Annotated in this window: 21 protein-coding genes; 4 read left to right on the top strand and 17 right to left on the bottom strand. The window is 61.7% G+C overall.

All coding sequences use genetic code 11. The features are described 5' to 3' along the window. Nucleotides 1–76: 76 nt before the first annotated feature. From cysN to IF103_RS04325, 3 genes are all read right to left on the bottom strand, one after another. Nucleotides 77–1978, bottom strand: coding sequence for a sulfate adenylyltransferase subunit CysN (gene cysN / locus IF103_RS04335; RefSeq protein WP_023378800.1), 1902 nt, complete (start codon nucleotides 1976–1978; stop codon nucleotides 77–79). 15 nt (nucleotides 1979–1993) lie between these two features. After that, nucleotides 1994–2911, bottom strand: coding sequence for a sulfate adenylyltransferase subunit CysD (gene cysD, locus IF103_RS04330; RefSeq protein ID WP_023378799.1), 918 nt, complete (start codon nucleotides 2909–2911; stop codon nucleotides 1994–1996). 218 nt (nucleotides 2912–3129) lie between these two features. Next, nucleotides 3130–3888, bottom strand: a complete 759-nt coding sequence (locus IF103_RS04325) for a Nif3-like dinuclear metal center hexameric protein (RefSeq protein ID WP_027908076.1) — start codon at nucleotides 3886–3888, stop codon at nucleotides 3130–3132. 305 nt (nucleotides 3889–4193) lie between these two features. Here IF103_RS04325 and algW point away from each other — a divergent pair, with 305 nt between their 5' ends. Then, nucleotides 4194–5354 (top strand): Do family serine endopeptidase AlgW, encoded by a 1161-nt coding sequence (algW, locus tag IF103_RS04320; protein WP_023378797.1) that lies wholly within the window; start codon nucleotides 4194–4196, stop codon nucleotides 5352–5354. Between the two features lie 56 nt (nucleotides 5355–5410). Here algW and IF103_RS04315 read toward each other — a convergent pair whose 3' ends face one another. From IF103_RS04315 to IF103_RS04300, 4 genes are all read right to left on the bottom strand, one after another. Further along, entirely contained in the window at nucleotides 5411–6175 is a 765-nt protein-coding gene (locus IF103_RS04315) for an amino acid ABC transporter ATP-binding protein (RefSeq protein ID WP_003251792.1), read from the bottom strand. A 10-nt stretch (nucleotides 6176–6185) separates the two neighbouring features. Further along, the gene (locus IF103_RS04310) at nucleotides 6186–7283 is read right to left on the bottom strand and encodes an amino acid ABC transporter permease (protein WP_027908075.1); all 1098 of its coding nucleotides are present in this window, start codon (nucleotides 7281–7283) and stop codon (nucleotides 6186–6188) included. Nucleotides 7284–7293: 10 nt separating this feature from the next. Continuing rightward, nucleotides 7294–8472 (bottom strand): amino acid ABC transporter permease, encoded by a 1179-nt coding sequence (locus IF103_RS04305; RefSeq protein ID WP_202675893.1) that lies wholly within the window; start codon nucleotides 8470–8472, stop codon nucleotides 7294–7296. Nucleotides 8473–8539: 67 nt separating this feature from the next. Next, nucleotides 8540–9568 carry an amino acid ABC transporter substrate-binding protein gene (locus IF103_RS04300; RefSeq protein ID WP_023378793.1) on the bottom strand — a complete coding sequence of 343 codons (1029 nt, stop codon included), beginning with the start codon at nucleotides 9566–9568 and terminating at the stop codon, nucleotides 8540–8542. Between the two features lie 333 nt (nucleotides 9569–9901). Here IF103_RS04300 and IF103_RS04295 point away from each other — a divergent pair, with 333 nt between their 5' ends. Further along, nucleotides 9902–10558, top strand: coding sequence for an alpha/beta hydrolase (locus tag IF103_RS04295; RefSeq protein WP_023378792.1), 657 nt, complete (start codon nucleotides 9902–9904; stop codon nucleotides 10556–10558). 97 nt (nucleotides 10559–10655) lie between these two features. Next, nucleotides 10656–12089: an ATP-dependent RNA helicase RhlB gene (gene rhlB / locus IF103_RS04290; RefSeq protein WP_104882148.1), complete on the top strand. Its 1434-nt coding sequence runs from the start codon at nucleotides 10656–10658 to the stop codon at nucleotides 12087–12089. A 108-nt stretch (nucleotides 12090–12197) separates the two neighbouring features. Here rhlB and moaE read toward each other — a convergent pair whose 3' ends face one another. The 5 genes from moaE to IF103_RS04265 form a co-directional block, all read right to left on the bottom strand. After that, a complete protein-coding gene (moaE, locus tag IF103_RS04285; protein ID WP_023378789.1) occupies nucleotides 12198–12644 on the bottom strand; it encodes a molybdopterin synthase catalytic subunit MoaE in 447 nt (148 codons plus the stop codon). 2 nt (nucleotides 12645–12646) lie between these two features. After that, nucleotides 12647–12892, bottom strand: a complete 246-nt coding sequence (gene moaD / locus IF103_RS04280; RefSeq protein ID WP_023378788.1) for a molybdopterin converting factor subunit 1 — start codon at nucleotides 12890–12892, stop codon at nucleotides 12647–12649. Beyond that, a complete protein-coding gene (gene moaC / locus IF103_RS04275; protein WP_023378787.1) occupies nucleotides 12892–13362 on the bottom strand; it encodes a cyclic pyranopterin monophosphate synthase MoaC in 471 nt (156 codons plus the stop codon). Before moaC ends, moaD begins: the two co-directional genes overlap by 1 nt. Nucleotides 13363–13549: 187 nt before the next feature. Then, nucleotides 13550–14944 (bottom strand): PhoH family protein, encoded by a 1395-nt coding sequence (locus tag IF103_RS04270; protein WP_023378786.1) that lies wholly within the window; start codon nucleotides 14942–14944, stop codon nucleotides 13550–13552. A 272-nt stretch (nucleotides 14945–15216) separates the two neighbouring features. Continuing rightward, nucleotides 15217–16353 carry a polysaccharide deacetylase family protein gene (locus IF103_RS04265; RefSeq protein ID WP_027908073.1) on the bottom strand — a complete coding sequence of 379 codons (1137 nt, stop codon included), beginning with the start codon at nucleotides 16351–16353 and terminating at the stop codon, nucleotides 15217–15219. A 136-nt stretch (nucleotides 16354–16489) separates the two neighbouring features. On the opposite strand from IF103_RS04265, the gene yaaA reads away from it, so the two are divergent. Further along, nucleotides 16490–17269: a peroxide stress protein YaaA gene (gene yaaA / locus IF103_RS04260; protein WP_023378784.1), complete on the top strand. Its 780-nt coding sequence runs from the start codon at nucleotides 16490–16492 to the stop codon at nucleotides 17267–17269. 851 nt (nucleotides 17270–18120) lie between these two features. On the opposite strand, the gene IF103_RS04255 is transcribed toward yaaA, so the two are convergent. From IF103_RS04255 to IF103_RS04235, 5 genes are read right to left on the bottom strand one after another with little or no spacing between them, the layout of a single operon-like run. Then, a complete protein-coding gene (locus IF103_RS04255; RefSeq protein ID WP_202675892.1) occupies nucleotides 18121–19344 on the bottom strand; it encodes an HlyD family secretion protein in 1224 nt (407 codons plus the stop codon). Continuing rightward, nucleotides 19337–20800 (bottom strand): TolC family protein, encoded by a 1464-nt coding sequence (locus IF103_RS04250; RefSeq protein WP_023378782.1) that lies wholly within the window; start codon nucleotides 20798–20800, stop codon nucleotides 19337–19339. The genes IF103_RS04255 and IF103_RS04250 overlap by 8 nt, the downstream gene beginning before the upstream one ends. Continuing rightward, nucleotides 20793–21947, bottom strand: coding sequence for an ABC transporter permease (locus tag IF103_RS04245; protein WP_202675891.1), 1155 nt, complete (start codon nucleotides 21945–21947; stop codon nucleotides 20793–20795). Before IF103_RS04245 ends, IF103_RS04250 begins: the two co-directional genes overlap by 8 nt. Continuing rightward, nucleotides 21940–22605 carry an ABC transporter ATP-binding protein gene (locus IF103_RS04240; RefSeq protein WP_023378780.1) on the bottom strand — a complete coding sequence of 222 codons (666 nt, stop codon included), beginning with the start codon at nucleotides 22603–22605 and terminating at the stop codon, nucleotides 21940–21942. The genes IF103_RS04245 and IF103_RS04240 overlap by 8 nt, the downstream gene beginning before the upstream one ends. Continuing rightward, a complete protein-coding gene (locus IF103_RS04235; RefSeq protein WP_023378778.1) occupies nucleotides 22602–23402 on the bottom strand; it encodes a hypothetical protein in 801 nt (266 codons plus the stop codon). The genes IF103_RS04240 and IF103_RS04235 overlap by 4 nt, the downstream gene beginning before the upstream one ends. Nucleotides 23403–23437: the final 35 nt, after the last annotated feature.

The following is a 23437-nucleotide window of genomic DNA, read 5'->3' as shown; positions in this document are numbered from 1 at the left end:
AGCACCCAACAGCCCCGACGCCAATCCCAAATACAAAAACCCCGCCGAAGCGGGGTTTCTCATACAGCACTAACGCTTAAATCGCGCCGCGCTGACGCAGCACATCCAGCACCTGCTTCACGCCCTCGTCCACGCTGGTGGTCTGGGTGTCGATCACCAGGTCGGCATCCAGCGGCACATCGTACGGGAAGCTTTCACCCGGGATGTTGTCACCGCCAGCGGCATACAGGCCCTGAGGATCACGCTCGCGGCAGGCAATTGGCGATGCCTGCACGTAAACGGTTACCAGGCGCTCCTTGCCGATCAAGGCCTTGGCCTGTTCACGGCCCTCGGCATCAGGCGCAACGAAGGCGGCCAGGGTCAGCAGGCCAGCTTCGTTGAACTGACGCGCCACATGGGCGGCGCGGCGCCAGTTCTCGGTGCGGCCCGCGCGATCCTGCGGCAGGCCCTTGTTCAGGTCGTGACGCAGGTTCTGGCCATCGAGCACGTAGACCGCACGGCCCATGTCGAACAGCTTGCGCTCGACGGCATAGGCCAGGGTGCTCTTGCCAGCGCCGGACAGGCCGCTGAACAGCACGGTAGCCGGTTGCTGACCGAAGCGCAGCGCGCGCTCTTCAGTGGACACGTGAGCCAACTTGCCATGCTGACCTGTGGTGCCATGCGGCAGGACTGGCGGGGCGATGATCATGCCGGCACCGACAGTGCCGTTGGTCAGGCGGTCGATGACGATGAACGCGCCGGTGGTGCGGTTGCTGTCGTAACCGTCCAGGGCGATCGCGGCATCCAGGGACACCTTGACGCGACCGATCTCGTTCAGCTGCAGTGCACTGGCAGCGCCTTGCTCCAGGGTATTCACATCCACCTTGTGGGTGATGCTGGCAATCGAGCCCGGCACGTAGCTGGTGGCGCGCTTGATGTCATATTTCTTGCCCGGCAGCATCGGTTCTTCGGCCATCCACACCAGCATGGCGTCGAACTGGTCGGTCACCGGCGGAACGTTGTCGGCATGCACCAGCAAGTCGCCACGGGAGATGTCGATCTCGTCTTCCATGGTCAGGGTCACGGCCTGGCCGGGGCCGGCGTTCTCCAGTTCACCTTCGTAGGTGACGATGGACTTGACCCGGCTGCTCTTGCCCGAAGGCAGCACGACGATTTCGTCACCCTTGTGTACCACGCCGCTGGCGATGGTGCCGGCGAAGCCGCGGAAGTTCAGGTTCGGACGGTTGACGTACTGCACCGGGAAACGCAGGTCGGTGACGTTGCGGTCGGCCGACACTTCCACGGTTTCGAGGATTTCCATCAGCGTCGGGCCGGCGTACCACGGCGATTGCTCGCTGTGATTGACCACGTTGTCGCCCTTGAGCGCCGACATCGGCACGAAGTGCAGGCTCGACGGCTTCAGGTTGATCGCTTCGGCAAACTTCAGGTAATCGGCCTTGATCGACTCGAAGACCTGCTCATCGAAGCCCTTGAGGTCCATCTTATTGACCGCGACCACGATGTGCTTGATGCCCAGCAGCGAGGCAATGTAGCTGTGACGGCGGGTCTGGGTCTGCACGCCGTAACGGGCATCGACCAGGATTATCGCCAGGTCGCAGGTCGAGGCGCCGGTCGCCATGTTGCGGGTGTACTGCTCGTGGCCCGGGGTGTCGGCGATGATGAACTTGCGCTTGGCGGTGGAGAAGTAGCGGTAGGCGACATCGATGGTGATGCCCTGCTCGCGCTCGGCCTGCAGGCCATCGACTAGCAATGCCAGGTCGACTTCTTCGCCGGTGGTGCCGACTTTCTTCGAATCGCGGGTGATGGCCTCGAGGTGGTCTTCGTAGATCATCTTCGAGTCGTGCAGCAGGCGCCCGATCAGGGTGCTCTTGCCGTCATCCACGTTACCGCAGGTGAGGAAACGCAGCAGTTCTTTGCGCTCGTGCTGAGCCAGATAAGCGAGGATGTCTTCGCTGATCAAATCGGATTGGTGCGACATGATGAAACCCTGAAATTAGAAGTAGCCTTGGCGTTTTTTGTCTTCCATCGAGCCTGCGCCATCATGGTCGATGACTCGGCCCTGGCGTTCGGACGTACGGGTCAGGAGCATTTCCTGGATGATGTCCGTCAGGGTCTCGGCCTCCGACTCGACGGCACCCGTCAACGGGTAGCAGCCAAGGGTACGGAACCGCACTTTCTTCTTGACGATACGGGCTTTTTCCTCGTCGGTGAGGTGCTCGAGGATGCGCTCGTCGTCGATCATGATCAGGGTGCCGTTCTTCTCGATCACTTCCCGCTCGGCGGCGAAGTACAGCGGCACGATCGGGATGCCTTCGAGGTAGATGTACTGCCAGATGTCCAGCTCGGTCCAGTTGGACAGCGGGAACACACGGATCGACTCGCCCTTGTTGACCTTGCCGTTGTACACGTTCCACAGCTCGGGGCGCTGGTTCTTCGGGTCCCAGCGGTGCTTGCTGTCGCGGAACGAGTAAACGCGCTCTTTGGCCCGGGACTTCTCTTCGTCGCGGCGGGCGCCACCAAAGGCGGCGTCGAAACCATGCTTGTCCAGCGCCTGCTTCAGGCCCTGGGTCTTCATGATGTCCGTGTGCTTGGAGCTGCCATGGGTGAACGGGTTGATGCCCTGGGCCACACCTTCGGGGTTGACGTGGGTGATCAGCTCCAGACCCATTTCCTCGACCATCTTGTCGCGGAAGCGGTACATCTCCTGGAATTTCCACTGGGTGTCGACGTGCATCACCGGGAACGGCAGCTTGCCTGGGAAGAAGGCTTTGCGCGCCAGGTGCAGCATCACGGCGGAGTCCTTGCCGATCGAGTACAGCATCACCGGGTTATCGAACTCGGCGGCCACCTCGCGGATGATGTGGATGCTCTCCGCCTCCAGCTGTTTCAAGTGCGTCAGTTTGTCGACCATGGCTACTCACGAAAAACGATCTTATGGACGGCCTGCGGGCCGTGTTCGAGCGAGCCACTTTATCACAGCGGCTGATTCTATTTAGGAGCCGCACTAGATCGAAACAATCTAACGATATGACTGGGGGTTTGGGGCTCGAGCAACGCATCGCCGACAGGCCAGCGCCTGAGACGAGCGCGCCAGCAGGAACCGGCTTGCCGGCGATGAGGCCCCAAAGGTCAGATCGGGTTCGGGCAGTCGATGAACAGGTGCTCCAGGGCAAACCGACGCGCCAGGTAATCCCCCAGCGCCTGCACGCCATAACGCTCGGTGGCATGGTGGCCTGCGGCGATGAAGCTCACGCCGTTCTCGCGCGCGCTATGAAAGGTCTGCTCGGACGCCTCGCCACTGATGTACAGGTCGACTCCGGCGGCGATCGCAGTATCGATGTAGCCTTGGCCGCCTCCGGTGCACCAGCCGATCCGGCGAACCATGACATCGCCTTCCACCAGCAGCGGCTCACGTCCCATCACCTCCTGCACGCGCCGGGCGAAATCCCGCGCTGTCATTGGCTCGGCCAGCGACCCGACCAGCCCCACGACCTTTGGGTTCTCCGGGTCCAGCGGCCCCTCGACGGTAATGTCCAGCTGACGAGCCAATTGCACGTTATTGCCCACTTCGGGATGCACATCCAGCGGCAGGTGGAAGGCCAGCAGGCTCATGTCGTGCTTGAGCAAGGTTTTCAAGCGGCGTTGCTTGATGCCGGTGACACACGGGTTCTCGCCCTTCCAGAAATAACCATGGTGAACCAGCACCAAGTCGGCATCGGCCTCGACCGCCGCGTCGAGCAACGCCTGGCTGGCGGTCACGCCACTGACGATGCGACTGACCTGAGGTCGCCCTTCGACTTGCAGGCCGTTGGGGCAGTAATCCTGGATCTTCGCGCTACCCAGGTAGCGCTCGGCCTCCTCGACCAGGGTGTTCAGTGCGACGGCCATGGAAAATCTCCTCGAAATCTGCGCTTTCGACGGGCACAACGCCCGTATAATGGCGGCCATTATGGGCCGTCGCCGGCTTCGGGGAAACCGGCGGCAGTCGCATGGGGGCAAGACCGAGGCGCCAGCATTCGCGGGCAGACCCGCTCCCCCAGGGGCCAGCGTGGTCCCTGGAGGACATGGACTCAACCGCGAAGCAGGTAAATCGGTTTGCACATCGCCGATCGCTCTGTACCTGTGTATGATCGCGCGCGCTCGCGCCCCGCTGCGCTGCCAATTGGCCCCCGCCCTACTCCCAGGATTCGTTCATGCTCAAGGCTCTGCGTTATTTTGGCTGGCCCCTGATTACTGGCGTGCTGATCGCCATGCTGGTCATCCAGCGTTTCCCTGAATGGGTCGGCCTGCCCAGCCAGGACGTCAACCTGCAGCAGGCTCCGCAGACCACCCGGATCATGCAGGGGCCGGTGTCCTATGCCGACGCCGTGACCCTCGCCGCCCCAGCGGTGGTGAACCTGTACACCACCAAAGTGGTGAACAAGAGCGCCCATCCCTTGTTCGAAGACCCGCAGTTCCGCCGCTTCTTCGGTGACAACCTGCCCAAGCAGCGGCGCTGGGAGTCCAGCCTGGGTTCGGCCGTGATCATGAGCCCCGAGGGCTACCTGCTGACCAACAACCACGTTACCAGCGGCGCCGACCAGATCGTGGTGGCGCTCAAGGACGGCCGTGAGACCCTGGCGCGCGTCGTGGGCAGCGACCCGGAAACCGACCTCGCGGTACTGAAGATCGACCTCAAGAACCTGCCGGCGATCACCATCGGCCGTTCCGACAACATCCACATCGGCGATGTCTCCCTGGCCATCGGTAACCCGTTCGGGGTCGGCCAGACCGTGACCATGGGCATCATCAGCGCCACCGGACGTAACCAACTGGGCCTGAACAACTACGAAGATTTCATCCAGACCGACGCGGCCATCAACCCAGGCAACTCCGGTGGTGCGCTGGTCGATGCCAATGGCAACCTGATCGGCATCAATACCGCGATCTTCTCCAAGTCTGGTGGTTCCCAGGGCATCGGCTTCGCCATCCCGGTCAAGCTGGCGCTGGAGGTGATGAAGTCGATCGTCGAGCATGGCCAGGTGATTCGCGGCTGGCTGGGCATCGAAGTGCAGCCATTGAGCCAGGAACTGGCGGAATCGTTCGGTATGCAGGGCCGCCCAGGCATCGTCGTGGCGGGGATCTTCCGCGATGGGCCGGCGCAAAAGGCCGGGTTGCAGCTGGGTGACGTGATCCTGAGCATCAATGGCGAACCTGCGGGAGACGGACGCAAGTCGATGAACCAAGTTGCGCGGATCAAGCCCAACGAGAAGATCACCATCGAGGTGGTGCGCAACGGGCAGCAACTGAAACTGGTTGCCGAGGTGGGGCTGCGACCGCCACCTGCACCGGTGGCTGCCAAAGAAGAGAAGTAAGTTGATGCTGGGGCGGCCTTGCAGCGCGAAAGGGCCGCAAGGCGCCCCCCGTCACATCAATGCAGAATCTGGCTCAAGAACAGCTTGGTCCGGTCACTGCGCGGCCGGTCGAAGAAGTCATCCGGCGCTGCCTGCTCGACGATCTCACCTTTGTCCATGAAGATCACTCGGTTCGCCACGGTGCGGGCAAAGCCCATCTCGTGGGTGACGCAGAGCATGGTCATGCCATCCTCGGCCAGACCTACCATGGTATCGAGCACCTCTTTTACCATTTCCGGGTCAAGCGCCGAAGTCGGCTCGTCGAACAGCATGATCTTGGGCTTCATGCACAGGGCCCGGGCAATCGCCACGCGCTGCTGCTGACCACCGGACAACTGCCCGGGGTACTTGTGCGCCTGCTCCGGGATGCGTACCCGCTCCAGGTAGTGCATGGCGATTTCCTCGGCCTTGCGCCGCGGCATCTTGCGCACCCACATTGGTGCCAGGGTGCAGTTCTCGAGGATGCTGAGGTGCGGGAACAGGTTGAAGTGCTGGAATACCATGCCCACCTCGCGGCGGATCGCCTCAATCTGCTTGAGGTCGTTGGTCAGCTCTACGCCATCGACGACGATGCGCCCCTGCTGGTGCTCTTCCAGGCGGTTGAGGCAGCGGATGGTGGTGGACTTGCCCGAGCCAGACGGCCCGCACAGCACGATACGCTCGCCCTGGCGTACGTTCAGGTTGATGTCCTTGAGCACATGGAACTGACCGTACCACTTGTTGACGCCCTGCATCTGGATGATGCCTTCGGGGCCGGCAGGCTGCTTGATCGCTTCACTCATTTCGAAACTCCTAACGCTTGTGGCCAGTGTCCAGCTTGCGCTCCAGATGCATGGAGTAGCGGGACATACCGAAACAGAAAATCCAGAACACCAGGGCGGCGAACACATAGCCCTCAGTGGCCATGCCCAGCCAGGCCGGATCGGCAGCCGCCTGCTTGACACTGTTGAGCAGGTCGAACAGGCCGATGATGATCACCAGGCTGGTGTCCTTGAACAGAGCAATGAAGGTGTTGACGATGCCTGGGATCACCAGCTTGAGCGCCTGGGGCAGAATCACCAGCCCCATCGAGCGCCAGTAGCCCAGGCCCATGGCCGCGGCCGCCTCGTACTGCCCCTTGGGAATGGCCTGCAGGCCGCCGCGCACCACTTCGGCGATATACGCCGACTGGAACAGGATCACGCCGATCATCGCCCGCAGCAGTTTGTCGAAGCTCATGCCCTCGGGCAGGAACAACGGCAGCATCACCGAGGACATGAACAGCACGGTGATCAGCGGCACGCCACGCCAGAACTCGATGAAGGTGACGCATACCACCTTCACCGCCGGCATGCGCGACCGTCGGCCCAGCGCCAGCAGGATGCCCAGCGGCAAGGCGCCGACGATGCCCACGGTGGCGATCACCAGCGTCAGCATCAGGCCGCCCCATTGGCTGGTCGGCACGGTATCCAGCCCCAGGTAGCCGCCGTGCAGCAGGGTGTAGGCCAGGATCGGATACAGCACCAGGAAGCCCAGGCCGTAAAACGCCTTGCGCGCAAAGCGCTTGATGAACAGCGGTGCGGCACCGAGCACGGCAAGCCAGACGGTCAGGTCCACGCGCCAGCGCAGTTCGGTCGGGTAGTAGCCATACATGAACTGGCCGAAACGCTGCTGGACGAACACCCAGCAGGCACCTTCCTTGGTGCAATCGGCGCGGGTGGTGCCTACCCAGTTGGCGTCGATCAGCGCCCATTGCACCAGAGGCGGCACGATCAGCCAGATCAGGTACAGGGCGAACAGGGTCAGCAAGGTATTGAGCCAGCTGGAGAACAGGTTGGCACGCATCCATGCGAGCACGCCGACGGTTTTCACCGGCGGCGGCATGTCGGGTTTGAAAACATGGGCATTCACGGGCGTATCCTCACCGCTCGATCAGCGCAATGCGCTTGTTGTACCAGTTCATCAGCAGCGAAATGCTGATGCTGATGGCGAGATAGACACTCATGGTGATGGCAATCACCTCGATGGCCTGGCCGGTCTGGTTGAGCACGGTACCGGCGAACAGCGAGACCATCTCCGGATAGCCGATACCGGCCGCCAGGGACGAGTTCTTCGCCAGGTTCAGGTACTGGCTGGTCAGCGGCGGAATGATCACCCGCAGTGCCTGGGGGATGATCACCTTGCGCAGGGTCGGCCCCTCACGCAGCCCCAGCGAGCGCGCAGCCTCGGTCTGGCCATGGCTGACCGAACGGATGCCAGAGCGCACGATCTCGGCGATGAACGCCGCGGTGTAGATGGTCAGCGCCAGCGTCAGGGCCAGCAGTTCGGGAATCAGCACCCAGCCACCGACGAAGTTGAAGCCCTTGAGCTGCGGCACTTCCCAATGCACGGGGCTGCCGAACAGCAAGGCGCTGGCGCCAGGAATGACGATGAACAAGGCCAGGCCGCCCCAGAACTTGTGGAAAGGCTCGCCGGTTTCATCGAACCGCTTGTTGGCGTAGCGCACCATGAACACGATGGCCACGATCGCCAGTCCCAGCGCGACGACGAACGGCCAGAAGCCCTCGGCCATCGAGGCACCCGGCATGTTCAGGCCACGGTTGCTGATGAAGAACGTGTCGTCGATGTTGATGCTACCCCGCGGTCCCGGCAGGGTCAGAAACACCGCGAAGTACCAGAACAGAATCTGCAGCAGCGGCGGAATGTTGCGGAAGGTCTCCACATACACGGTCGCCAGCTTGTTGATCATCCAGTTCGGTGACAAACGAGCCACACCGATGATGAAGCCCAGAATCGTCGCCAGAATGACACCGATGAACGTCACCAACAGGGTGTTGAGCAGGCCGATGACGAACACTCGCGCATAGCTGTCGGATTCCACATAAGGAATCAGATGCTGGGCGATGCCGAACCCGGCACTGCGGTCCAGGAAGTCGAAGCCGGAGGTGATGCCCCGGTGTTGCAGGTTGGTTTGGGTGTTGTGGAACAGATACCAGCCCAGACCGACCACGAAAACGATCGTGAGGATCTGGAACAGCCACGCGCGCACACGTGGATCGCTCAGGGATAACCCCTTGGGTGCGCCGATTTGATTTTGCATGAAGTGCCCCGAAAAAAAGGGATCCGAACAACCTGCGACGGCGGGATGCCGCCGCAGGGTGCAGCCATCAGCGCACAGGTGGCGCGTACTGGATGCCGCCGTTGTTCCACAGGGCGTTCATGCCACGGTCGATCTTGAGGTCGGTGCTCTGACCAAGGTTCTTTTCGAACACTTCACCATAGTTGCCGACTTGCTTGACGATCTGCACTACCCAGTCCTTGGGCAGCTTGAGGTCCTTGCCGTATTCACCGTCGGCACCCAGCAGACGGGCGACGTCCGGGTTCTTGGTGGACTTGGCTTCGGCCTCGACGTTCTTCGAGGTGATGCCGGCCTCTTCGGCGTTGAGCATCGCGAACAGGGTCCACTTGACGATGCTGAACCACTCCTCGTCGCCTTTACGCACCACCGGACCCAGAGGCTCCTTGGAGATGGTTTCCGGCAGCACCACGTAGTCGGTCGGTGCAGCCAGCTTGGAACGTTGGGCGAACAGTTGCGACTTGTCCGAGGTGAGCACGTCGCAACGGCCGGACTCCAACGACTTGGCGCTCTCATCGGAGGTATCGAAGGTGATCGGGGTGTACTTGAGATTATTGGCGCGGAAGAAGTCGGATACGTTCAGTTCGGTGGTGGTACCGGCCTGGATGCAGATGGTCGCGCCATCGAGCTCCTTGGCACTGGAAACACCCAGCTTCTTGTTGACCAGGAAGCCCACGCCGTCATAGTAGGTGACACCGGCGAACACCAGGCCCATGCCGGCATCGCGCGAGCTGGTCCAGGTAGTATTACGCGACAGCACGTCGACTTCGCCCGACTGCAGGGCGGTGAAGCGCTCCTTGGCGTTGAGTTGGCTGAATTTGACCTTGGTGGCATCACCGAACACCGCAGCGGCGACAGCGCGGCATACATCGGCGTCGATACCGATGATCTTGCCCTTAGCATCGGGGACCGAGAAGCCTGGAAGACCGTCGCTCACGCCACACTGGACGAAGCCCTTCTTCTTGACCGCATCGAGAGTGGCGCCGGCCTGTGCGAAGCTGGTGGCTCCCAGCGCGGCGGCAGCGGTCAGGACTGCCAGGGTGGTTTTCAACATCTTCATTCACAACCTCCAAATCGCTCTTGTTGTACCGAGCCGGAATTGCACCGCACCCTTATGAGGCGCATCCGACCCTTGTTGGCTTGTTATTGGGTCAATTGGCGCAATGAGCTGTTCTGTGACAGCCTTCGCGTGCAAAGGGTGTTACCGTCGCGGATAGTCCCTTTGCCTCAACGGATCCATAGCAAAGCGCGTACCACAGTTGGCGGCTTAAGCGTTTAAGCGCTAGTCAAGTAGGGAAAGTTGTATCGTTGCGACATTCTTTTTCTGACAATCAATAGCCAGGCCTTCTTTTCACGCACGTTCTTACCAGGCATGCACACTTTCGGAGCAGTCATGACCAACCCGCTGATTCTCGAACCACAGAAAACCGCAGACGCCTGTGTGATCTGGTTGCACGGCCTGGGTGCCGACCGTTACGACTTCCTACCGGTGGCCGAATTTCTGCAGGAACGGCTGCTCACTACCCGCTTCGTGATGCCGCAGGCGCCCACCCGTCCGGTTACCATCAACGGCGGCTATTCCATGCCAAGCTGGTACGACATCAAGGCCATGACCCCGGCCCGCGCCATCGACGAAGGGCAATTGGAAGAGTCGGCGCAGCAGGTCATCGCCTTGATCAAGGCCGAGCAGGCCAAGGGCATCAGCCTGTCGCGAATCTTCCTCGCCGGTTTCTCCCAGGGCGGCGCCGTGGTGCTGCACACCGCTTATATAAAGTGGCAGGAGGCACTGGGAGGGGTAATCGCGCTGTCCACCTACGCTCCAACCTTTACCGACAGTCATCAGCTCAGCGCGTGCCAGCAACGCACGCCAGCCCTGTGCCTGCATGGTGTGCACGATTCGGTGGTGATCCCTTCGATGGGCCGTACGGCCTTCGAATTCCTCAATACTTGGGGCGTTGCCGCCCGCTGGCAGGAATACCCCATGGAACATGAAGTGATGGTCGAAGAACTGGGCGACATCCACGACTGGTTGAGCCAGCAACTGCAATAGGCCAAGCGTGTAGCTGCCTGCGCATTCCACTACGCCGCGCCTGAATCTTGCATTACACTGCCCGGCGTACATTCCTTAACCAATTGATGAGACGATCGTGCTCAAGGCACTCAAGAAAATATTCGGCAAGGGAGACGCCGCGCCTCAGGCCGTCGAACCCGCAGCGCCGGTGAACAAGTCCGCGCCGGCGCCTACCGTGCAACCCGAAGCCGCTCCGGCCGAGGCCAGCACCCAACCCACAGCCCCTGCCGCCGCCGACAAACCGGCCAAAGACAAACCGCGCCGCGAGCGCAAACCCAAACCACAAGCCAGCCTGTGGAAACCTGAAGACTTCGTGGTCGAGCCACAGGAAGGCAAGACACGCTTCCATGACTTCAAGCTCTCCAACGAGCTGATGCATGCCATCCACGACCTGGGCTTCCCATACTGCACGCCGATCCAGGCCCAGGTGCTCGGCCATACCCTGCGCGGCAAGGACGCCATCGGCCGGGCCCAGACCGGTACCGGCAAGACCGCAGCGTTCCTGATCTCGATCATCTCGCAGCTGCAGCAGACACCACCGCCCAAGGAACGCTACATGGGCGAGCCTCGCGCGCTGATCATCGCCCCGACCCGCGAGCTGGTGGTGCAGATCGCCAAGGACGCGATGGCCCTGACCAAGTACAGTGGCCTGAACGTGATGAGCTTCGTCGGCGGCATGGACTTCGACAAGCAGCTCAAGAGCCTGGAAGCGCGCCACTGCGACATTCTCGTCGCTACACCGGGCCGCTTGCTGGACTTCAATCAGCGCGGCGAAGTGCACCTGGACATGGTCGAAGTGTTGGTGCTGGATGAGGCCGACCGCATGCTGGACATGGGCTTCATCCCGCAGGTCCGCCAGATCATTCGCCAGACACCGCCCAAGAGCGAGCGCCAGACCCTGCTGTTCTCCGCCACCTTCACCGACGATGTGATGAATCTGGCCAAGCAGTGGACCACCAACCCGGAAATCGTCGAGATCGAACCGGAGAACGTGGCCAGCGAGACGGTCGAGCAGCATGTCTATGCAGTCGCGGGCAGCGACAAGTACAAGCTGCTGTACAACCTGGTGACCCAGAACAAGTGGGAACGGGTGATGGTATTCGCCAACCGCAAGGACGAAGTGCGGCGCATCGAAGAGAAGCTGGTGCGCGATGGCATCAATGCCGCCCAACTTTCCGGCGACGTGCCACAGCACAAGCGGATTCGCACCCTCGAGAACTTCCGCGAAGGGCGCATCACCGTGCTGGTGGCCACCGACGTGGCGGGGCGCGGCATTCACATCGACGGCATCAGCCATGTGATCAACTTCACCCTGCCGGAAGACCCGGATGACTATGTGCACCGCATCGGTCGTACCGGACGGGCGGGCACCAGTGGTGTGTCGATCAGCTTCGCCGGCGAGGATGACTCCTACCAGCTACCAGCTATCGAGGCGCTACTGGGGCGCAAGATCAAATGCGAGATGCCACCGGATGAACTGCTCAAGCCGGTGCCGCGCAAGCATCATTGATCGGTGGTGACCTTTTCGCGGGTAAACCCGCTCCCACAGGCCAGCGCCACCCTGTGAGAGCGGGTTTACCCAGGAATCGGGGCAAAGCCCCGGTCATCCACCACACACTTACCAGCGCCCCGCCGCCTCCTGGTCACTCTGCTTCCCTTCGACCCACCGCGGCCCTTCCTGGGTATTTTCCTTCTTCCAGAACGGTGCCCGCGTCTTCAGATAATCCATGATGAAATTGCAGGCATCGAACGCTGCCTGCCGATGGGCACTGGCCACGCCCACGAACACGATCGGCTCCCCCGGCTCCAGGGCACCGATACGGTGCAACACCTCCACCTTGAGCAACGGCCAGCGCTGTTCGGCGTCGACCACAATCTTGGCCAAGGCCTTCTCGGTCATGCCCGGGTAGTGCTCAAGGAACATCCCGGCCACTTCCCGGCCATCGTTGAAGTCGCGCACATAGCCGACGAAGCCGACCACCGCTCCCACACCGACATTCGCGGCATGCATGGCATTGACCTCGGCCCCGGGGTCGAAAGCACCTTCCTGCACTCGCACCGCCATGTTCAGCCTCCAGTCACCGGTGGGAAGAACGCCACGTCGTCGCCCTCTTCCAGCGGCTCGTCAAGCCGACAGAGCTCTTCATTACGCGCGCACATCAGGTTCTGTTCGGCCAGCACCTCATACCGCCCGCCCTTGGCCAACAGGGCCTGGCGCACGTCGTCGAGCACCTTGAATTCACCTTCAAGGCGCTCGGCATCCACGCCCAGCCGCTCACGGTAACGGGCGAAATACATCACCTTGACCTTCATCACGCCTCCGCCTTGTAGTGGCCGCTCTTGCCGCCGAGCTTCTCCAGCAGGCGTACCTGCTCGATGACCATGCCTTTGTCCACAGCCTTGCACATGTCGTAGAGGGTCAGGGCAGCAACGCTGGCAGCGGTCAGCGCCTCCATCTCCACGCCAGTCTGCCCGGCCAGCTTGCAGCGGGCGACGATACGCACGGCGTCTTGACCGTCAGTGCTGAGCTCGACCTTGACGCTGGTCAGCATCAGCGGGTGGCACAGTGGAATCAGGTCGCTGGTCTTTTTCGCCGCCTGTATCCCGGCGATACGCGCCACGGCGAATACATCGCCCTTGGGATGCTCGCCATCGACGATCATCTGCAAGGTCTGCGGCAACATGCGCACCCGCGCCTCGGCGGTGGCTTCGCGCTCGGTTACGGCTTTTTCAGTGACGTCGACCATGTTGGCGCGTCCCTGGGAATCGAGATGAGTCAGCACTGCTCTGCTCCTGGGAAGGGAACGAAGAGTGTAAACCTGTGGGTCAGGTTTGAGCAGTGCAATGTATCGCCAGCCCTGGCCTCGTCGCGGTCAACCTACTCCCGTGCAGGCACCCCCGGCACTCAATCCAGTGACAGGTCTGTGTGGCGGCAAAAAAGCCGGGCGGCGGGCCGCCCGGCTGCAAAGGTTACAGATGGGACTCGGCGTACTCGGCCAGCACCGACCGCGGCACCCCTTGCAGGGTGATGTGCACACCATGAGGGAAGTCCTTGAAGCGCTCGGTCAGGTAGGTCAGGCCCGAGCTGGTCGCGGACAGGTAGGGGGTGTCGATCTGCGCCAGGTTGCCCAGGCAGACCACCTTGGACCCCGAGCCGGCACGGGTGATGATGGTTTTCATCTGGTGCGGCGTCAGGTTCTGGCACTCGTCGATCAGGATCAGACTCTGCTGGAAGCTGCGACCACGGATGTAGTTCAGCGACTTGAACTGCAACGGAACCCGCTCGAGGATGTACTCGACGCTGCCATGGGTGCTTTCGTCATCCATGTGCAAGGCTTCGAGGTTGTCGGTGATGGCACCCAGCCAAGGCTCCATTTTCTCGGCCTCGGTGCCCGGCAGGAAGCCGATCTCCTGGTCCAGCCCCTGCACGCTGCGGGTAGCGATGATGCGCCGGTAACGCTTGCTGACCATGGTTTGCTCGATGGCTGCGGCCAGCGCCAGGATTGTCTTGCCGGAGCCGGCGGCCCCCGTCAGGTTGACCAGGTGGATATCGGGGTCGAGCAATGCGAACAACGCCAGGCTCTGATGGATGTCACGTGGCTTCAGGCCCCAGGCCTCCTGGTGCAGCAGCGGCTCCTGGTGCAGGTCGAGCAGCAGCAGTTCATCGTTGCGAATGCCCTTGATCCAGCCAACGAAGCCTTGCTCGTCGATGATGAATTCATTGACGTGCACAGCGGGCAGGTTGTCGATCAATTGCACCCGATGCCAGGTGCGGCCGCGCTCCTGGCGGGTATCGACCTTGCTGACCCGGTCCCAGAACGAACCGGTGACCGAATGGTAACCCTTGGACAGCAACGACACGTCGTCGACCAACTGGTCGGTGCTGTAATCCTCGGCGGCAATGCCACAGGCACGCGCCTTCAGCCGCATGTTGATGTCCTTGGTCACCAGCACCACGTCCAGGTCGGCGCGGCGTGAACGCAGCTCCAGCAGTTGGTTGATGATGATGTTGTCGGCCAGGTTCTCCGGCAACAGCCGGTTGGGTTCACTGCGTGGGCTCATCAGGATCGACAGGAACCCTTTGGGACCGCTCTTGCCACGCTGGATCGGCACACCCTGCTCGACATCGCTGGGGGATGCGTCTGCGAGGGTCTGGTCGATGAGGCGGATGGCCTGGCGGCATTCGGCGGCGATGGTATGTTTGCCTGTCTTGAGCTTGTCGAGTTCCTCCAGCACGGTCATCGGGATCGCGACGTGGTGCTCCTCGAAGTTCAGCAAAGCATTGGGGTCGTGAATCAGGACGTTGGTATCGAGCACATACAGGATAGGCTGGTTGGAGGAAGGGTTGCGTCCTTGGTCATCCATACTCGGTCACCTTATGTGAAAGCCACACGACGCGTACCGCTGCGCCGCAGAGTGACTGCCGTTCTCCCCGTATCCGCGTTGTTACGGGCGGGGAGCGCACCTGGCAAGGAGGGCCTGGATGACGCCACCTGTGCTGCAGGAATCGGCTGTCTGGTTTCTTCATACCGCAAAAACCATGACTAAAAAAAGTATTTTTACGCGTCAATGAAGTTTATTTTTCCGATTGACGAACAGGGGTTGGCGACCAGGCTCGCGAGGACTACAGTCAAAAGTCATACCCCCGTTTCGCGATACCCGTAATCGCGGCAGCCTTCCCAGCCGATTCCGCTCTGCGCCGTGTTGTGCAACAGCCACTCCACCACCGGCTGCGCCTTGGGCAGGCTGTCATGCAGCTGGATCACACCCTTGCGCCAAAGCAACATCAAGGTCAGCACACGCTGTGCCGAGGCCTCGGCGCTCAGGGCGCTAGCGTCCTGGGCATCGATATCCCATAGCGAAACCTGCAACTGCTGACGGGCCATGAACGCCTCGCCATCGGCCCGCCGCTGGCCGTAAGGTGGACGGAACAGGGGCACATACTGCTCTGGCAGGTCGGCCTGCACCCTGGCCTGGCTGCGCTTGAGCGAATCCTGCCAGTCCTGCCACTGGGCATGGGAACGGTACTCCCAGCCCTGGATACCCACGCATTGACCCCGATAAAGCTCGGCCAGCGCATTGGCCTTGCCGCCGTCGCGCCGTTGTTGCAGCCGGTTACCCAGCACGAAGAACGTGCCTTGCATCTTCTGCCTACGTAGGTAACGGCTCAATGCATCGGTGCTGCCCTCCTCCGGACCCGGGCCGCCCACGAAGGTGAGCAGGAACATACGGTCATTGAGCTCATCGCCATTGCGCTCACGACTCGACAGACGCTCGACCTCGCTGGTGGTCTGCGGCAACAGCGCCGCCTTGCGCAACTGCTCATCCAGGTACAGCACATGGAACTGGTGGCTCGGCTCGATCCAACCGGTGTAGAACGTGCCAACATCGCCTGCGAACGTCGCCGCTTGAGCACGTAAGTCGGCCATCGAGTCGACCGGATAGCAGAACGAGGCGTCCTGCTCGCAACTGCGTTGGGCTTGCTGGTAACCCTGGAACACGCGTTGCCACATGCGTGCCCGCACCGCGCGAATCTTTTGCAGGTTGATCTGGCGCAGGCCCAGGCGCTTGGCCAGTGCCGCGTCGTCCAGCAGCTCGCTCTCGTGCAGCACCTGGGCAAACGAGAGAATCTCGGCGCGCGAAGCGACATCGAACAGCGCCGGACTGTTCAGCGCTTCTGGCCACACGCGGCGGTCCAGGCTGGCCGGTGGAAGGGGGGCGGCCTGGGTAGCCAGGCTTAACAGCATGACCAGGAAGGCACCAGCGATGCGCACGTTCAGACTCTCCGCAGCGGCGAAACGCGCACTATAGCGCCTGATGAGGCGATGGTCTGTGGCTATCGTCGCCATAGTTTGGACTTAACTCCATCTATCCGTAGAATTCGCGGCAACGATTCCAGGAGCCGAACCGATGCTGACGGTGATTTCCCCCGCCAAGACCCTCGACTACGAAACCCCGCCGGTGACCGAGCGGTTCACCCTGCCCCAGTATCTGGACGACTCCCAGGTGCTGATCCAGCAACTGCGCGACCTGTCGCCAGCCCAGATCAGCGAACTGATGCACCTTTCCGACAAGCTTGCCGGTCTCAATGCCGCCCGCTTCGGCAGCTGGACCCCGGACTTCACCCCCGCCAACGCCAAGCAGGCGCTGTTGGCCTTCAAGGGCGACGTCTACACCGGCCTGGATGCCCAGACCCTCAGCGAGGACGACTTCAGCTATGCCCAGGATCACCTGCGCATGCTCTCCGGCCTGTACGGTCTGCTGCGCCCGTTGGACCTGATGCAGCCCTACCGCCTGGAAATGGGCACCAAACTGGCCAACGCCCGGGGCAAGGACCTGTATGCCTTCTGGGGGACACGTATCAGCGAATGGCTGAACCAGGCCCTGGCCGACCAAGGCGATGACCTGCTGCTGAACCTGGCCAGTAACGAGTACTTCAGCGCGGTGAAGCGCTCGGCGCTCAAGGCGCGGGTGATCGACGTGGACTTCAAGGACCTGAAGAACGGCCAGTACAAGATCATCAGCTTCTATGCCAAGAAGGCCCGCGGGATGATGAGCCGCTTCGTGATCCAGGAGCAGGTCAACGACCCGGCACAGCTCAAGCAGTTCGATGTGCAGGGGTATTACTACAGCGCGGAGCAGTCGAAGGCGGATCACCTCGTGTTCTTGCGGGATCATCCGGGGGAATGAGTGTCGGCCCTGTTTTGGTTGGCGTGTGGTTTTGAAATCGAGCGCCGCCCGCGCGGCGCATCGCGAGCAAGGCTCGCTCCTACGGTCGTTTACGGCCAATGAGGCCTTCACCAAAGCGGTCGCGCGCAAATCCCACAGAACCCACTGGCCCGAAACAAACGTAGGAGCGAGCCTTGCTCGCGATGCGCCGCGCGGGCGGCGCTCGATCTCAAGACCACAACAACGCTATCGACCTACGCCCAAGGCATCCGCACATCCCCCCGCCTCCAGCCCCTGCACCCCAACGCCCTCGGCCACGGTTGCGCCAATCTCGACGAAAACATTGCGCTCGGGTTGGCCTTCCGCCTCGCGGTAGACCACATAGCCTCTCCCCGGCCAATGCGGCCTGTTTGCACGACTCGATATCGCGCCGTGCACCAAAGCGGTCGCGCGCAAATCCCACAGAACCCACTGGCCCGAAACAAACGTAGGAGCGAGCCTTGCTCGCGATGCGCCGCGCGGGCGGCGCTCGATCTCAAGACCACAACAACGCTATCGACCTACGCCCAAGGCATCCGCACATCCCCCCGCCTCCAGCCCCTGCACCCCAACGCCCTCGGCCACGGTTGCGCCAATCTCGACGAAAACATTGCGCTCGGGTTGGCCTTCCGCCTCGCGGTAGACCACATAGCCTCTCCCCGGCCAATGCGGCCTGTTTGCACGACTCGATATCGCGCCGTGCACCAAAGCGGTCGCGCGCAAATCCCACAGAACCCACTGGCCCGAAACAAACGTAGGAGCGAGCCTTGCTCGCGATGCGCCGCGCGGGCGGCGCTCGATCTCAAGACCACAACAACGCTATCGACCTACGCCTAAGGCATCCGCACATCCCCCGCCCCCAGCCCCTGCACCTCAACGCCCTCGGCCACGGTTGCGCCAATCTCGACGAAGACATTGCGCTCGGGTTGGCCTTCCGCCTCGCGGTAGACCACATAGGTTCGTCCTGATTCATCCACACGCAACGACTCAGGCGCCACGGCAATCCCCCGCTCGCTGCGATGCACGACCACCTTCAACTGCGCGCTCATGCCTAGCCGCAAACCCAACGCCCACGGTTGGGACGGTGTATCGAGCGATACCACCAGGTCATACCAGGCACCGTCACCTCCGTCCTCCCTGGCCTGAAGTGCGATGCGCTGCACCCGCCCTGCAAGCTGCTGGCCGGCCACCCTGACCTCAACCGACATGCCTTCGCGCAGTTTGCCCAGGTCCCCCTCCTCCACTTTCGCCAACACCTCTAACCGCCCCACATCGACCAAGGCCAGCAAAGGCTGCCCCTGAGCAACCTGTTGCCCCACCTGAAGGTGCCGCTGCGGTCTTGCAACAGCATGGCTTGCCCGCGCCACCAATGCCGGGAAAGGCGCCTTGATCACCCGTTGCTCGCACATGCGCGCCAATGCCTGCCAACGCGCCTGGGCATTGGTCATCTCCATCTGCGCAATGCGCAGGTCATTGCCTTGACCACGCGCGCGGGTCAGCCGTAACGCATGTTCTGCCTCCAGCACGCCCTGTTGCTGGACCCGTACCTGCTGAATGAGGTTATCGACCTCCATTCGCGCAACGATGCCGCGATCGAACAAACGTCGGGTATCGTCAAGCTCCGCCTGACTCACAGCCAATGCGCCACGGGCGCGGTCCTGCGCACGTCGGGCCTGCGCCACCTCTGGCCCGTCCTGCCAACCCTGCATCTGCCGCAGCGCCTCACCGGCCTTGAGCACTTGCGCTTGCGCTTCGCGCAACTGGATTTCCAGACCCTCGGTATCCAGCATCATCAACGTCTCGCCAGACTGCACCTGTTGCCCATCCTCGACGAACAACGCGGCAATCGAGCCATCGAAAGGCGCGGCCAGGATGAGCTGGCGACCGGCGTGAATCCGCCCGACAAGACCCAACTGACTCTCCAGCAGGTGCGGCTCCACGCGCTGCCAGCGCTCGACACCGCCCTGCACTGTCGACACAGGTCGCGATAGCCAGAACACCATCAAGGCTCCAGCAAGCGTCACGAACGCGCACGCCAACAGGTGTCGCCTAGTCATTGAGCGTCACATCCCAGCTATCGAGCGTGGTACCCAATGTCTGGTCCAGTTCGGCTTGAGCATTGAGGTAAGCGATCGTGGCATCCAGGTGAATGCTCTGGGCAGTGCGCAGGTCGTTTTCAAAACTGAGCACCTGAAAATTGCTCGAACGCCCCACGGCCAGTTTTTCCTGCTCGATCTGCAGCTTTCGACGTGACAGTGCCAACGCACGCCCAGCGATCTCTAACTGACGCCAACGGACATTGATGTCCCGAACCGCATTGGCGACATCGCGCTGCAGTTGCTGATGGGACTCCGCCAGGCTCACTTGATGGTTTTCTAAGGCGACCTGCGCCCGGACTTCCGTCTGACGACGACTCAAGTCACCGATGGGAATGTCCAGTTCCAACCCAACGTAGTGTTCCCACGCCTTGTCCTTGCCAGGGCGCGCTCGTGCCTGAGTGGCACCGCTGACCAGCGACAGGTCCCACCGCTGGTCATTGCGCGCCACCTGCAAATCGATCGCGGCCTGCTCGCCGGCAATCAGTTGCATCAGGTACGCAGGCTGCATCGCTTCGGCCTTGCCTATCGCCTGTTGGCCATCCACCTGCAGCGGCCGTACCACTGGCTTTTCCGTCGCCCGTAGCGGTGTGGAAAGCGCTATGCCAAGGGTTTGAGCGAGTGCCAGGCGGCGGGCATGCAGTTGATTGAGACTGCCTTGCAATGCCAGTTCCTGATTGGCAACTTCTGCTTCAGCCTGGACAATTTCGAACGCTGCCATGCGCCCAGCAGCGATCAACGCCTGGTTGACCTCCACCAGTTGCCGCGCCCTGGCCAGGCTATCGCGAGCGATGCGCAGTTGTTCCTGGGCTTGCAGCAGGTCACGGTAGACCTTGATCGTGTCAGTGATCACCTGCGCCACACTGTCCTTGAGCGCCAGCCGGTTGGTCTGCTCGGTCAACCGCGCCTGGCGCAACGGTGCGCTTGCCACCGCTCGCCCGGCACCACGCAACAGGGGTTGGACCACCATGAGGTTGGCGCCATCACGGTAGCGATTACCCGCTTCCTCGGCACGCGTTTGGCCATAGGCCCAGTCAAGGCTCAAGCGAGTGCCATAGGGCGTCAGCAGGCTGGCCGACGGCGTCACCTCTGCCTCGCGATAGCGATCGTCCTGGTTACGACTGCCCAGAAAACGCGCCTTGAGCGTTAGTTGCGGGGCAAAGTGATCACGTGCCACACGCAAGTCGAACTTCTGAGCGATACGCTCGAGGTAGGCGCTGCGAATCGCCCGATTGTCACGCAGGGCCAAGGCGATGGCATCCACCAGTTCCAGGGCCAGTTCCTCCCCGACATCGACCGCGAAGGCTTTGGCCGATACCGCGTGGATTTGCGTTGGCCGAGACGGTTGCAAGCGGTCACCGGCAACCCCTTGCAAAGGCATCAACAACCCACAGGCGATCGCCAGCCACCTAGTCATCACGCAACGCCACCACCGGTTGCAAACGCGCAGCGGCGAGCGCGGGCTGCAACCCGAAGAACACGCCCACAATCAGCGAACTGCCAACCCCCAAAGGCAACGACGAGCCGTCCACGGTAAAACGCCACCCCGATGCGACTGCAAAGCGCCAAGCGCCTACAAGCCCGACCAGCGCTCCCGTTGATGCACCCGCACCGGCCAACAAAATGGCTTCGAGCAGGAACAGCCAGGCGATATCCCGAGCCCGTGCGCCCAACGCCAAACGCACACCGATCTCTCGGCGTCGTTCAGCGACATTCATCACCATCACGTTCATTACCCCAACGCCACCCAGCAACAACGCAATGCCCGCGAACCCGCCAAGCAACCAACGGAACAGGCTCGACTGGTCGGCCATGCCTTCGATCAGTTGCTGCGGAAGACGTACCTCGACTTCATGCCCCGCAAGCCGAGCATTCAGGTAGTCCTTCAGGGCAATGGCAGCCTGCGACATGACTGCAGTATCACGCCCCAACGCCAGCAGTGTGCCGATCTCAGGGGAGGCCAATAGGCGCCTCATGCCCTGCAACGGCATGAGCACGGCATCGTCCAGCTGCACCGGTAGCATCGGGTTGTAGCCCTGCGGCGCGAGTATCCCCACGACATTGAACAGGTAGGCGCCCAGCGCCAGCCGATCTCCTACGTTGACATCGAGGGTCTGAGCCAATGTCGCACCCAAAAGCACGTGGGGGCTGGAATCGTCATACATCGACAACAGACGCCCCTCGCCAGCGGTCAAGCCGAGGACCTGCACCAAATGTGGAGTACTGCCGGCAACCAGCACTTCTCGCTGTTGTCCACGCGACTGCACAGTGACCACCGCCATTGCCAACGGCGCGATCGCGTTGATTTCCGCCGGCAGCCCGGAAAATCCAGGGAAACGGCCTGCGGGTGTCAGGTCGATGAGCATGAGCTCGCTGCCCAGGCCCTGAAACAGTTGCCTGGCATGCTGCGCCGCACTGTGGCCAATATTGAGCAAAGCCACCACGGCAGCGCAGCCTACCGCGATACCCAGCAACGCCAGCCAGGCACGGCGCCCCAGCAAACGCAAACTGGCCAACGCCTCACCCACGCGATGCCGCCAATCAGGGCCGTAGGCCTCAGGCACTCGCGACACCTCCATCCTGCACCTGCAGGCACCGCTCCATACGACGGGCCAGGGTGGCGTCATGAGTGACCATGACCAAGGTCACGCCCCGTTCCCGGTTCAGCGCCAACAACAATTCCAGCACCTCGTTGGACGTAGCCGCATCCAGGTTGCCTGTCGGCTCGTCGGCTAGCAGCAATCGAGGTTCTGTCACCAAGGCTCGGGCCATGGCCACCCGCTGGCGCTGGCCACCCGAGAGGTCTGCGGGGCGATGCCGGACCCGCAGCCCAAGCCCGACCGCCTCCAATTGCACCTGCGCCGCCCGGCGTGCCGCTGCTTGCCGAACACCCCGATAACAGAGCGGCAAGGCAACGTTGTCCAGCGCCGTGAGGCGCGGTATCAGGTTGAAACTCTGGAAGACGAAGCCGATCATGCGGTTGCGCAGGATCGCGCGTTGGTCGGCGTTCGCGGCTGTCATGTCGCGGCCGGCCAATAGCACACGGCCTTGGCAGGGTTGATCCAGCAGGCCCATCAAATTAAGCAAGGTGCTCTTGCCTGAACCGGAAGGGCCGACGATGGCACAGGTCTGGGCAGAAGGGATCGACAGCGAGACATCGTGCAGGATGGGCTGATTGCCCAGAAAACGGGTAACGCCATCCAGGGAAAGGATTGGGCTCATCCGCGTGCTCCCTCCTCGTCAGTGTCAGTCGCTGGAAGGGCGGCCTCTGGGTCCTTTGACGATGGGTCGCTTTCGGTAGCGAGCTTCCATTCGTTGGCCATCAGGTCCATTAGAGAGATGTTGAATTCGGGCCTCTCAACTTCTTGCAAGCCCATCTGCATCATGATTCCGGCTTCGTAGTTACCGTACTGCGCCACCTCTACAGGGGGGAGCGATTTGTAGTAATCGAGAGTCTCCTGCAATCCGTTATCAATACGCCCCGTTTTCCGATACTCCGAATTCATCTTGTCGATAATATGCCGAGCCCACGCATTGTGCTGCTCAGTTCTTTCACTCAATGCGGCACGCCGTTCACTGATGGTGAATGCCCCACTCTCATCGTAAATAATCAGACTCAACTGATCGCGACTGAGCCCTTTGAAGGGATTATCACCTGTCCCCATGGCAAATGCGTTTGCCTTTTTGGCACGTTCAATGAGTTCAGGATCATCGGTGTCGGGGAGCTGGCTGTCATAGAAGTCTTTCGCAAGCAAGTACCCAGCCCCTCCTATGCTATCTAGGATCCTGGCTGCGAATGCGGCGAGCTCTTTGCGTGAAAGCTGGCTGTCTCGGGCTGCAGCACGCTCGGCAGCAGCACCTAGTTGCTGTGCGAACGCTGACAGTTCTACTTCTTTTCCAGCATCCTCCGTGGGATCGACAGCAATGACTGACTTGCCCGAACTTTCATCCAAGCGTTTCACATGAGTGACAACAGCCCGTACACTACTGGATAGTAAATCCCGTTTTATGGAATCCATTAATTGCACCTCAACATATCCATTGCATCTTGAAA

Origin of the sequence: Pseudomonas sp. SK2 (assembly GCF_016772395.1) — a bacterium.
GTDB classification, from domain to species: Bacteria; Pseudomonadota; Gammaproteobacteria; order Pseudomonadales; family Pseudomonadaceae; genus Aquipseudomonas; species Aquipseudomonas taiwanensis.
Note: the sequence above shows the minus strand (reverse complement) of the source record. Positions and strands in the feature narration are given on the sequence as shown.